The 12,377-nt window shown below is 62.6% G+C and carries 9 protein-coding genes; 6 read left to right on the top strand and 3 right to left on the bottom strand.

Annotated elements, in window-relative coordinates; translation table 11 throughout:
- Window positions 1-51 precede the first annotated feature (51 nt).
- The 4 genes from yajC (at window position 52) to AB4Y81_RS01315 (ending at window position 5,846) form a co-directional block, all read left to right on the top strand.
- Window positions 52-435 (top strand): preprotein translocase subunit YajC, encoded by a 384-nt coding sequence (yajC, locus tag AB4Y81_RS01330; RefSeq protein ID WP_018777758.1) that lies wholly within the window; start codon window positions 52-54, stop codon window positions 433-435.
- Between the two features lie 114 nt (window positions 436-549).
- Complete coding sequence (gene secD / locus AB4Y81_RS01325) at window positions 550-2,301, top strand: protein translocase subunit SecD (RefSeq protein ID WP_055975962.1); 1,752 nt, start codon at window positions 550-552, stop codon at window positions 2,299-2,301.
- A complete protein-coding gene (gene secF / locus AB4Y81_RS01320; RefSeq protein ID WP_018777756.1) occupies window positions 2,301-3,290 on the top strand; it encodes a protein translocase subunit SecF in 990 nt (329 codons plus the stop codon). Before secD ends, secF begins: the two co-directional genes overlap by 1 nt.
- Window positions 3,291-3,452: 162 nt before the next feature.
- Window positions 3,453-5,846 (top strand): RelA/SpoT family protein, encoded by a 2,394-nt coding sequence (locus AB4Y81_RS01315; RefSeq protein WP_055975959.1) that lies wholly within the window; start codon window positions 3,453-3,455, stop codon window positions 5,844-5,846.
- A 10-nt stretch (window positions 5,847-5,856) separates the two neighbouring features.
- On the opposite strand, the gene AB4Y81_RS01310 is transcribed toward AB4Y81_RS01315, so the two are convergent.
- The 3 genes from AB4Y81_RS01310 to AB4Y81_RS01300 all read right to left on the bottom strand — a co-directional run bounded on the left by AB4Y81_RS01310 (window position 5,857) and on the right by AB4Y81_RS01300 (window position 8,910).
- Window positions 5,857-6,468, bottom strand: a complete 612-nt coding sequence (locus tag AB4Y81_RS01310; protein ID WP_039241689.1) for a hypothetical protein — start codon at window positions 6,466-6,468, stop codon at window positions 5,857-5,859.
- A 93-nt stretch (window positions 6,469-6,561) separates the two neighbouring features.
- A complete protein-coding gene (locus AB4Y81_RS01305; RefSeq protein ID WP_441994899.1) occupies window positions 6,562-8,049 on the bottom strand; it encodes a DUF349 domain-containing protein in 1,488 nt (495 codons plus the stop codon).
- A gap of 66 nt (window positions 8,050-8,115) precedes the next feature.
- Window positions 8,116-8,910, bottom strand: a complete 795-nt coding sequence (locus tag AB4Y81_RS01300; RefSeq protein ID WP_441994897.1) for a peptidylprolyl isomerase — start codon at window positions 8,908-8,910, stop codon at window positions 8,116-8,118.
- Window positions 8,911-9,116: 206 nt separating this feature from the next.
- Here AB4Y81_RS01300 and hisS point away from each other — a divergent pair, with 206 nt between their 5' ends.
- On the top strand, window positions 9,117-10,472 hold the full coding sequence (gene hisS, locus AB4Y81_RS01295; protein ID WP_018777751.1) for a histidine--tRNA ligase: 1,356 nt from the start codon (window positions 9,117-9,119) through the stop codon (window positions 10,470-10,472).
- Window positions 10,473-10,582: 110 nt separating this feature from the next.
- Window positions 10,583-12,376 carry an aspartate--tRNA ligase gene (gene aspS / locus AB4Y81_RS01290; RefSeq protein WP_018777750.1) on the top strand — a complete coding sequence of 598 codons (1,794 nt, stop codon included), beginning with the start codon at window positions 10,583-10,585 and terminating at the stop codon, window positions 12,374-12,376.
- Window position 12,377: the final 1 nt, after the last annotated feature.

Raw genomic sequence — 12,377 nt, 5'->3', positions numbered from 1 at the left:
GTTGCCGTGGACCAAAACGTAAGTACAGAACGGAACTTCCCTGTGGATCCAATGACCATATTGCTGTTCGTCATGCTTGGACTTTTTGTCTTCATGATGTTCCGCCGCAACAAGAAGACCCAGCAGCAGCAGGCTGAGATGCAGTCCAAGTTCGCTCCGGGCGTCGACGTCATGACCAGCTTCGGCCTTTTCGGCCGGATCGTGTCCATCGACGAAGCGGAAAACAAGGTCGTTATCGAGCTTTCGCCGGGCAACCAGGCCACAGTCCACCGCCAGGCTGTAACCAAGGTGGTTGAGGCTGCTCCTGAGGAAGCCCCGGTGGTTCCTGATGACGCTTCTTCCTTGACCGTTGCGGGTACTGAAACCCCTTCGGCAGTCGAGACTCCGGAAGAGACCATCGCGCGCCTCAACAAAGAGGACAAGAAGGACAACTAGCACCGTCAGTCGCGGCATCACCGCGCAAGGAAACTTCTACGGCAGCGGAGAGCCGCCGGCAGACGCTTACCAGCGTCCGCCGGCGGCTGTCCGGCGATAACAGGAAGATCGATAATGGCACGGACCGGCCCCAAAAACTCAGCCCGCAGGGTGCTGACCTGGCTTGGAGCAATTTTCGTTGTACTCACCGCTGTCCTGGCTGGCGGGGTGATGACCGGCCATGCGAGCTGGGCGCCCAAGCTCGCATTGGACCTCGAAGGTGGAACCCAGATGATCCTGGCACCCCGGGTGGAGGGTGCAAGCGACATCAATGAGGAGCAGCTGAACCAGGCTGTGGCGATCATCCGCCAGCGTGTTGACGGTTCCGGCGTCGCCGAGGCCGAGATCAGCACGCAGTCCGGCCGCAATGTGGTGGTCAGCCTGCCGGGCACTCCCTCAAAGGAGACCCGGGACCTCATCCAGGCATCCGCGGACATGAACTTCCGCCCCGTTATCGCCGCTGGTGACCCCGCCGCCGTTCCCGCAGAACAGCGGACGCCGGATGACAAGCTGCCCAAGCCGACCGCAGAGCCGGCCAACGCCAGCGACAACAACTGGGTCACGGGCGATGTCGTCAAGGAATTCGAAGCGCTGGACTGCGTCAATCCCTCCACGGAGAAGCGCGACCGCTCCGATCCAGCCAAGCCGCTGGTGGCCTGTGAGCCTGCCACTGACAAGACTCCCGCCGTCAAGTACATTCTTGGCCCGGTAGAGGTCAAGGGCCAGGACATCAGCGATTCCACCTTCTCCCAGGTTCAGGGTGCACAGGGTTCGGTGACCAACTCCTGGGGTGTGAATATCGTCTTCAACGGTGACGCCACTGCGAAGTTCAAGGCAGTCACCGAACGGCTCAACCAGTTCTACGTGGCCGCACAGGCGCAGGGCACGGAAGACCCGAAGTCCCAGTTCGCCATTGTCCTCGATGACAAAGTGATTTCAGCACCGCGTGCCCTTGCCGTCATCACCGACGGAAAGCCGCAGATCACCGGCAACTTCACCCAAGCCAGTGCCAAGGCCCTGTCCGACCAGCTGCGTTACGGTGCCCTCCCGATCAGTTTCGAGATCCAGTCCCAGGAGCAAATCTCGGCCACCCTTGGCGGAGATCAGCTCCGTCTTGGCTTGCTTGCCGGCATGATCGGCTTGCTGCTGGTGGTTGTCTACTCGCTCTTCCAGTACCGGGCTTTGGGACTCGTTACCATCGCTTCCCTGGTAGTGGCGGGGTTGCTGACGTACCTTGCCATCGCAATCCTCGGCTGGACCGAGAACTACAGGTTGTCCCTGGCAGGTGTCGCAGGTCTGATTGTGGCTATCGGTCAGACCGCCGACTCGTTCATCGTCTACTTCGAACGTATCCGTGACGAACTGCGCGACGGGCGCGGACTGGTGTCCGCCGTCGAGAACGGCTGGAAGCGCGCCAAGCGCACGGTCCTGGCTTCCAAAGCCGTCAACCTTCTGGCCGCGCTGGTCCTGTACTTCGTGGCTGTCGGAAACGTCCGCGGCTTTGCGTTTACCCTGGGCCTGACGGCCCTTGCCGACCTCCTTGTTGTGTTCATGTTCACGCACCCGATGCTGCAGGTCCTGGCCCGTACCAAGTTCTTCGGCGAGGGACACCGGTTCTCCGGACTGTCGCCCGACCGTCTGGGTGCGGTGCCGCTGTACCGGGGGGCCGGACGGCTCCGGACCCCGGATGACAAGCCGACGCCGGTCCGCCCCCGCAACGCCGGGGCGGCCGCTGAAGCGGAACGACGCATGACCATCGCCGAACGGCGGCTTGCCGCGAAGGGCCAACTGACTGGTTCTTCCAACGGCAGCAAGGAGGAGAAGTAATGACTACGAGCTTCGCAACCTTCGGCCATGAGCTCTACACAGGCAAACGTTCCTACAACTTTGTCAATTCAAAGAAGATCTGGTTCATCATCGCGGCCGTCGCCGTGGCGTTGTCCATCCTGATCCCGGTGGTCAAGGGTGGCTTCAACCTCGGTATCGAATTCCGCGGTGGTTCGGAGTTCACGGTTTCAAACGTGAGCACCACAGACGCAGCGCTGGGGGAGCGGGCAGTCCACGAGGTCGTGCCTGATGCCATTCCGCGTGTCGCAAACGTGGCCGGCAACACCATGCGCATCCAGACGGACCAGCTGACCGATGACGAGACCAACCGCATCAAGGACGGGCTCACAAGCGCCTATGGTGTGACGGAGAACGAAGTCACCTCCAACTTCGTCGGACCGACCTGGGGCCAGGATGTGACCCGTCAGGCCCTCATCGGCCTGGTGGTCTTCGTCGGTTTGGCCGCGGTCCTCATGGCCCTGTATTTCAGGACCTGGAAGATGTCCTTGTCGGCCCTCGTCGGCATGCTCGTCACGATGTTCACCACTGCGGGCGTCTACGCCCTGAGCGATTTCGAAGTGACGCCGTCGGCGATTATCGGCTTCCTGACCGTCCTGAGCTACTCGCTCTACGACACCGTGGTGGTCTTCGACAAGATCCGCGAAAACACGTCGGACATCACAACGTCCACCCGCCGTACCTTCGGCGAAGAGGTCAACCTGGCCGTCAACCAAACCCTGGTCCGATCCATCAACACCATGATGGTGGCTGTCCTTCCGGTGGCCGCGATCCTCTTCATTGGGGCAGGACTCCTGGGCGCGGGCACCCTGCGCGACCTGTCGCTGGCCTTGTTTGTGGGTATCCTCATTGGCACCGCGGCAACGATCTTCATCGCGGCCCCGCTCTACGCCTGGCTGCGCCAGGGTGAGCCCGAGCTCGTCAAGCAGGCCAAGAAGGTAGCCCACCGACGCGCCGAAGCCACCGTTTAGGCGGCAACGGAGCTGTATTTGTCCAAGGGAGCCGGTCACCGCCACAGTGCGGTGGCCGGCTCTTTGACTTGCCGGCCCGATCGTCATGTGCTGTCCAGTTGCAGAAGCATTCGCTTCCGGGAATAGACTGGGAGAATTAAATCGGTTGTGAGGGGTACTTCTGTGGAAGAACGTGCGACGTCGGCACCACCGGCGGGCGGGGAAGACGACCGCAAAGCTGTGGCGGTCCCTGTAACGGGCATGCCCGCCCGGGCCTCCGGGGCAGTGCCGGTGGACATGCCGGGAGCCCGTCCCACGTTTCCGGGCCGCCGGGAACGCACGCGTTCGCGCCTCGCACGCCTGACCGGGCGGGGCGTAGCTCCGTACTCTCCGATCCTCGAGCCGCTGTTGCGGACCGTCCGGGCCAACAACCCCAAAGAAGATTTTGACCTGATCCAACGGGCGTTCGCAGTCGCCGAGCGCAGCCACCAGGGACAGAAGCGCAAGAGCGGTGATCCGTACATCACCCACCCGGTGGCCGTGGCGACCATCCTGGCTGAACTTGGCATGACAGGCACCACGTTGGCCGCTGCCCTCCTCCATGACACCGTGGAGGACACTCCATACACCCTGGCGGACCTGACACGGGATTTTGGCCCTGAGGTTGCCATGCTGGTGGACGGCGTTACCAAGTTGGACAAGGTCAGCTTTGGCGAGGCAGCCCAGTCTGAGACCGTCCGCAAAATGGTCGTGGCCATGGCCAAGGACATTCGGGTCCTCATGATCAAGCTGGCCGACCGCCTGCACAATGCACGCACTTGGCGCTTCGTTTCAGCCGAGTCTTCCTCCCGCAAGGCACGTGAAACGCTGGAGATCTTTGCCCCGCTGGCTCATCGCCTGGGCATGAACACCATCAAGTGGGAGCTTGAGGACCTGTCGTTCGCAGCCCTCTACCCCAAGGTGTACGAGGAAATCGTCCGGATGGTGGGGGACCGCACGCCGGAGCGCGAGAAGAGCCTGAGCGTCATCCGGAACCAGATCGCCGACGATCTCCGGACTGCCAGGATCAAAGCGACCATCACGGGCCGTCCCAAGCACTACTACTCCATCTACCAGAAGATGATCGTCAGGGATAAGGATTTCGACGACATCAACGACCTCATGGGCGTCCGGGTGCTGGTGGACTCCGTCCGCGACTGTTACGCGGCCCTTGGCACCCTGCATTCGCGCTGGAACCCGCTGCCAGGCAGGTTTAAGGATTACATCGCGATGCCGAAGTTCAACATGTACCAATCTCTGCACACCACGGTGATCGGTCCGGGCGGCAAGCCTGTTGAGATCCAGATCCGCACGCACGAGATGCACCGCCGCGCAGAGTATGGCGTGGCCGCCCACTGGAAGTACAAGGACCAGCCCAACCGGACGGCACAGGGCCCGGGCAGCCCGCGCGACGGCGACATGGGCTGGCTTCGTTCCCTGGTGGACTGGCAGCAGGAGACCTCCGATCCGGGCGAGTTCCTGGATTCCCTGCGTTACGAGATCAACGCCCGCGAAGTCTTCGTATTCACACCCAAGGGCGAAGTCATGGCGCTGCCAGCGGGTTCAACCCCTGTGGACTTTGCGTACGCCGTCCACACGGAAGTGGGACACCGCACCATCGGTGCACGGGTCAACGGCAAACTGGTGCCGCTGAATAGTGAACTGAACCATGGTGACTGGGTGGAGATCTTCACCTCCAAGGCCGAAGGTGCCGGTCCGAGCCAGGATTGGCAGCACTTCGTCAAATCCGCGCGTGCCCGCAACAAGATCAGGCAGTGGTTCACCAAGGAGCGTCGGGAAGAAGCGATCGACCGGGGCAAGGACATGCTCACCCGCGCCATGCGGAAGCAGAACCTTCCCCTGCAAAGGCTCATGACCCATGATGCTTTGTCTTCCGTCGCCGAGGATTTCCACTACGTCGACATCTCCGGACTGTATGCGGGCGTTGGTGACGGTCATACCTCGGCCCAGTCAGTCATGGAAAAGCTCATGGAGCAGTTGGGCGGCCATGAGACTCCGGATGAGGATCTTGACGAAGTCAGCATCCCGACCCAGGTAGCGAAGTCCAAATTCTCGGACTCTGGCGTCATCGTCAGGGGCGTGGGCGACGTATGGGTCAAGCTGGCCCGGTGCTGCACACCTGTGCCTCCGGATCCCATCCTTGGCTTCGTGACGCGCGGTTCCGGTGTCTCCGTGCACCGGACAGACTGCACCAATGTCTCGGGGCTGCGTGACCAGCCTGACAGGATCGTCGACGTCGAATGGGCACCTACGCAGTCCAGCGTGTTCCTGGTGGAGATCCAGGTCGAAGCGCTGGACCGCAAATCGCTCCTTTCGGATGTGACGCGGATCCTCTCGGAGAACCACGTGAACATCCTTGCTGCATCGGTCCACACGTCCAGCGACAGGGTGGCGATCTCGAAGTTTGCGTTCGAGATGGGTGATCCCAAGTACCTTCACCACGTGTTGAATGCTGTGCGCCGCATTGACGGTGTTTTCGACGTCTACCGAACCACGGGTAACCGCCGCCGGAGTTAGAGCTTTGCTGCTAGCCGATAGCATTTGCCGGCATCAACTGTGCCAGGGTGGCCAGGGCGCGCTTCTTGTGGGGGACCCGGGGAGCTGCCTCGACTGCCAGGACAAGAAGTCGCAGCCGTACACCCAGTTCCTGTCTGTCCAGGAGCCGTCCCAGCACCGGCAGGGCGCGTTCAGACTCGACGTGGAGCGCGATGTCCGCCGCGGTACGCAGCGGGGTGCTCACCAGCATCCCGCCGAGACTGACGACATCCATCTGCCCCAGCCGTACTTCATGGAGGCTGCAGGGCAGGGTGCCGCGAAGGCTGGAAATGCGGTGCTTGGCATCCACAAGCAGTGACAACTTCTCCGGCGGTTTGGCACAGCCATAGATCCAGGCGGCAGTGAGCCTGCCGGCCACAACTTTGGTGCGGATACGTTCAGGCACGCTTAGTGCGGCTGCACGGGCGCGCAGCCGGTGGGTGATGGCCACGCCAGGGGAGGAATAGTTCTTGCCGTAGAGGGGCATCAGGATGCCGTCGAACGCCATGCCCTGCAGTTCATTCCACGTAAAGATGCGGCCAGGGGCGTAGAGCTCCGGAATAACCGGTTCCAGCAATTGCGGGGATGTGAGAGCGGGGACCATCCACCGATCATTTCGTGGGGCCCCCTACGAGTACAGGCTCCGATCCGGCTATGTGGATAAGCGGATCGGAGCCTGCAACAGCGTCAGAAGGAATTATGCGAGGTCGCTGGCCGAACGCTGGATCTGGTCGTGCCAGGCCTGGCGTGCTTCCAAAGCTTCACGAGCAGCCTTGATGCGTCGCTGGTCGCCGGCCTTTTCAGCCTTGTCAAGGTCGTCCTTGAGGCCCGCGATGGCTGCTTCAAGCTGCGTCAGGGCACTGTTCGTGCGTGCCTTGGTTTCCGGGTTGCTCCGGCGCCACTTCTCTTCCTCGGCTTCACGGACAGCATCCTCCACCTTGCGAAGGCCTGCCTCGATCCGGCCCATGTCAGCACGCGGGACCTTGCCTGCATCTTCCCAGCGATCGCGGATGGACTGGAGGGCCTTCTTGGCGGCGTTGAGATCCTTGATGGGCAGCAAGCCCTGGGCCTCGACCACGAGTTGTTCCTTGACGGCCAGATTCGCTGTGTATTCCTGGTCAATCTGGTCATTGGCGGCCTGGCGATTGCTGAAGAAGACATCCTGGGCGGCACGGAAGCGGCCCCACAGGGCGTCGTCATCCTTGCGGCTGGCGCGCGGGGTGGCCTTCCACTGGTCCATCAGCCTGCGGTATTCACCGGCGGCGTAGCCCCAGTCAGTGGACGAGGAAAGAGCCTCGGCCTCTGCGATCAGGGCCTCTTTGGCGGACTTGGCAGCAGAATTGTTGCTGTCCAGCTGGGAGAAGTAGGCGCGGCGGTGGCGGTCGAAAACGGTGCGGGCCGAGCGGAAGCGCTTCCAAAGTGCGTCCTCGTTGCTGCGGCCGAGCCGGACGCCGCTCTTCTGTGCGGACTTCCAGGATTCGAACAGCTCGTTCATACGCGCGCTGGAGGTCTTCCATTGGATCTGCGCAGGATCCTGACCGGCAATGGTCTCCGCCTCGGCTACTATGGCCTCCCGCGCGGCAAGCTCACTGGCCCGAACGGCCTCGTGGGCAGCCTTCTCAGACTTCTCCAATTCCACGATCTGCGTTGACAGGGCATCCAGGCGGGCCTCGGCGGAACGGATATCGCCCACCATGTTGCGCTCGGCCAATTGCTCGCGCAGGTGCGTGACCGTCTTCTGCATGTCTGTTGCCGGCGCCTTGGACTCCACCCGGTGCTCCAGGAGGACTACCTGGGCGATGACGTCGTCGAACTTCCGGGCGAAATAGCCCAGGGCTTCGTCAGGGCTGACTCCCGGGTACTGTCCGACGGCGATTTCCTCACCATCGAGCGTGAGGAAGACGTGGCCGTCGCCTTCTGCCCGTCCCCACTTTGCTGCTTCTGCCAGCGACGCGGCAGATACTGCGGGTGCGGCAGGAACAACAGCAACGGGTGCCTTGGGGCGTGCCGCAAAAGCCGCGGGCGACGGCGCTGCCGACGGCGCGGGGCGGGATGCCGCGGGTTCATTGGGAGCCGAAGCGGGGGTTGCTTCGGGGGAAGCGCCGGCATCCGTGGCTTCGATCACCTCGACCGCTTCATCGTTGGCCACTGCTGCTGTTTCGTCGGATTTCTGACTGTCTGTCACCGCTAAAAGTCTTTCGCTTGGAGGGACTGCTAAGGCAATGCACCCCGGGCCTGGGCCCGGGGCTGGTTACTTCAGAGAAAACGAGTCTATCGTGACAGGTGCCACAGGGGCGCCGTCGCTGCTGTTTCCGCCGGCTTTGATGCCGGCAGCGGCGATCTTCGTCACGACGTCCAACCCGCTGGTGACCTTGCCAACAACGGTGTATCCGCCAGCCGTGTCGGCCGGGATGGTGGTGTCCTTATAGACAATGAAGAACTGGTGCCCGTTGCCGTAGGCATTGTTGCCCGTACGGGCAACGGCGATGGTTCCGGCAGGGTACTTGTTGTCTGCCGGCGTGTTTTCGAGTGGACCCCAGCGATAGTTGGGGTCGTCTGCGCCGTCCTCTGATTTAGCGCCGCACTGCAGGAGGCCAAAGGTCTCGGAAGTGGTCAGCCGGTGGCAGTTGGCCCCTGTGTAGTAACCGGCATCAGCGAGCGACTTCAGGACAGCAGCCGCCTGCGGTGCCGCTGTACCGTTCAATTCGACTCCCACGACGCCGCTGTTCAAGGCAAGCTCGCCCGTGAACGTTTTGCCGGCTGCTGTATCCGGGCTGGGAATGTCGGCACCGTTGGACGCCGCCGGGGATGCCGACGGCGAATTCAGGCCCGCCTCCGCGGCAGCGAACTCGTCTTCCGTGGGGTTGGAGCTGAAGACGGTCAGCTGGAGCACCACGGCAAGGACCACGGAGGCAGCACCGGCGCCGATGGCAATGATGTTGTCGCGTTTGCGGCGCTTTCCCTGTTCCTGCCGCAGGGCGCGCTTGGCTTCCATTTGCCTGATGCGACGTTTCGCTTCGCGGTCATCCCGCGACCTTGTTGCCAAGAGTCCTCCTGATTGTGTCCGCTTCGGATGGCTGCCGACAGGAACCCGGCATGCTGCATTAGATGTGCACGCGCGGAAAGCATAAACTGGCTGCCGCACATAGTTTATGCATGACCGGCTGGACGCCCGCCCTCTAAACGCCGAACGGGCGTTTAAAGCATGGCGCCGAGGCCCGGGTCAGCTTTCTTCGAGGAGACAATTCCACCATGGCACGTACCGCCTCCCTGTCCGGATTCCCCGAGTGGCTTCCCCAGGAACGGTTGGTGGAACTCCATGTGCTGGATACGCTCCGGAAGACATTCGAGTTGCATGGTTTCTCTTCCATTGAGACACGCGCGGTCGAAACGGTCGGCCAGTTGCTCCGCAAGGGCGAGATCGACAAAGAGGTCTATGGCCTGAGCCGTCTCCAGGATGATGAGGGCGAGGCTGCGAAGCAGGGCAGTTCCGATAAGTCCGACCCCAACGCGCTTGCACTGCACTTCGATCTGACCGTTCCGTTTGCGCGCTATGTCGTGGAAAACGCCGGGTATCTGGCTTTCCCGTTCCGCCGCTACCAGATCCAGAAAGTGTGGCGCGGTGAACGCCCCCAGGAAGGCAGGGCCCGCGAGTTCACCCAGGCTGATATCGATGTCGTAGGCGACGGCGAACTGCCGTTCCGCTATGACGTTGAGATTGCGCTGGTCATCGCTGAGGCCCTGAGCGCCCTTCCCATTCCGGACTTCCGGCTCCGGATCAACAACAGGAAGCTGGCCGAGGGTTTCTATCGCGGCATTGGCCTGACGGACACCGCCGGCGTGCTGCGCAGCATCGACAAACTGGAAAAAATCGGTGCCGACAAGGTAGCCGGTTTGCTCAAGTCTGAGCTCGGCGCCACGGATGAGCAGGCGGCCCTGGCCCTGCAACTCGCCACGATCCGCACCGAGGACACCTCCTTCGTCGAACAGGTCCGCGCACTCGGGGTGAAGGATGACCTCCTCGAAGAAGGCCTGAGCGAGCTTCAACAGGTCATCGAAGCAGCCGTTCAGCGTGCCCCGGGCAAGGTGGTCGCTGACCTGAGCATTGCCCGTGGCCTGGATTACTACACCGGCACCGTCGTCGAGACCGTCCTTGTGGGACACGAGCAGCTCGGTTCGATCTGTTCCGGCGGCCGATATGATGCCCTGGCGAGCAAGGGCAACCGCAAGTTCCCCGGCGTCGGGCTTTCGATCGGCGTGACGCGCCTGGTGTCCCGCATCCTCAGCCAGGAACTTGCCACGGCCTCACGCGCTGTGCCGACTGCAGTGCTGGTTGCTTTGAATAGCGACGACAGCTGGTCTGCGGCCCAGGACATCGCGGCCCAGTTGCGTGGCCGCGGCATCGCTACCGAGGTCGCAGCCAAGGCCGAGAAGTTCGGCAAGCAGATCAAGTTCGCCGACCGGCGCGGCATCCCCTTCGTCTGGTTCACCGATGACGACGGAAAACACCAGGTCAAGGACATCCGTTCCGGCGAGCAGGTTGATGCCGATCCCACGACCTGGACTCCTCCGGAGGAAGACCTCCATGTCCGGGTGACCACGGCCTGATCCGACCATAGCTTCTCCCACCCTTGGCGGGAGCCGCGGCCGGGGCGGGTAAACTCGGACGGGACCGCCTTTGCAGCGGTCCTTCTAAATTTCATGCTGAAAGGAATGCTGTGCTGCGCACACATGACCTCGGATCACTTCGTTCCGAGCACATTGGACAAACCGTTACCCTTGCCGGCTGGGTGGGCCGGCGCCGTGATCACGGTGGCGTTGCATTCGTTGACCTGCGCGACGCGTCCGGCGTTGCCCAGGTGGTTGTCCGTGAGGAGGAGGTCTTCCACGGCCTCCGGAACGAGTACGTCCTCCAGGTGACGGGCACGGTCAACAAGCGTCCCGAAGGCAACGAAAACCCTGCCCTGGCGACGGGTGAAATTGAGGTCATCGCCGACAACGTGGTTATCCTCAACACTTCCGAGCCCCTTCCGTTCCAGATCGACGAGCACGTTGAGGTTGGCGAGGAAGCACGTCTCAAGCACCGCTACCTCGACCTCCGCCGCCCCGGCCCCGCACGCAACATGCGCCTCCGTTCGGAAGCCAACCGCGTAGCGCGTGAGCTCCTCCACCAGCGTGGTTACGTTGAGATCGAAACACCCACGCTGACGCGTTCGACGCCGGAAGGCGCCCGTGACTTCGTTGTTCCGGCCCGCTTGGCCCCGGGTTCCTGGTACGCCCTCCCGCAGTCGCCGCAGCTTTTCAAGCAGCTTCTCCAGGTGGGTGGCTTCGAGAAGTACTACCAAATCGCCCGCTGTTACCGCGATGAGGACTTCCGCGCAGACCGCCAGCCGGAGTTCACCCAGCTGGACATCGAAGCCAGCTTCGTGGATCAGGACGACGTCATTGAACTCGGCGAGGCAATCGTCAAAGCACTGTGGCAGCTGATCGACGTCGAAATCCCTACGCCGATCCGCCGCATGACGTACCTGGACGCCATGGCCAAGTACGGCTCCGACAAGCCGGACCTGCGTTTCGGTGTTGAGCTGACTGAACTGACCGACTTCTTCAAGGACACCAACTTCGGCGTCTTCAAGGCCCCTTACGTTGGTGCTGTCGTGATGCCGGGCGGCGCGTCCCAGCCACGCCGTACCCTGGACGGCTGGCAGGAATTTGCCAAGCAGCGCGGTCACAAGGGCTTGGCCTACGTGCTCTACAAGGAAGACGGCGAACTGGCCGGTCCGGTCGCCAAGAACCTCACCGAAACCGAGCGTGCAGGCCTGGCGGACGCTGTTGGTGCGAAACCGGGAGACTGCATCTTCTTCGCAGCCGGCGAGAAGTCTGCCGCCCGGGCACTGCTCGGTGCCGCGCGCGTTGAGATCGGGCACCGTACCGGCCTCATCGATCCCAACGACTGGGCTTTCGTATGGATCGTGGACGCCCCGATGTTCGAGCCGGCCGCCGCTGCCGTCGCTTCCGGTGACGTGGCAGTTGGCGGTGGCCAGTGGACAGCAGTGCACCACGCCTTCACCTCGCCCAAGCCCGAATTCCTGGACACGTTCGACAAGGACCCGGAGTCGGCCCTGTCCTACGCCTACGACATCGTCTGCAACGGCAACGAAATCGGCGGCGGTTCCATCCGTATCCACGACCGGGCCGTGCAGGAACGGGTGTTCCAGCTCATGGGCCTGGACAAGGAAGACGCTGAGACGAAGTTCGGCTTCCTCCTGGAGGGCTTCAAGTACGGCGCACCTCCCCACGGCGGAATGGCGCTCGGCTGGGACCGCGTCGTCGCGTTGCTCGCCGGTGTGGAGTCCATCCGCGACGTCATCGCCTTCCCGAAGTCGGGCAACGGCTATGACCCGCTGACTGCGGCGCCTGCTCCGATCACGGCACAGCAGCGCAAGGAGGCAGGCGTCGACTTCAAGCCGGAGGCCAAACCTGCGGCCAAGCCGGCAACCGCGTCCGAGTAAA

Source organism: Paenarthrobacter sp. TAF1 (assembly GCF_052113825.1).
Lineage (GTDB): Bacteria > Actinomycetota > Actinomycetes > Actinomycetales > Micrococcaceae > Arthrobacter > Arthrobacter nicotinovorans.
The sequence above is the reverse complement of the archived record's forward strand: the minus strand, read 5'-3'. Positions and strand labels throughout refer to the sequence as shown.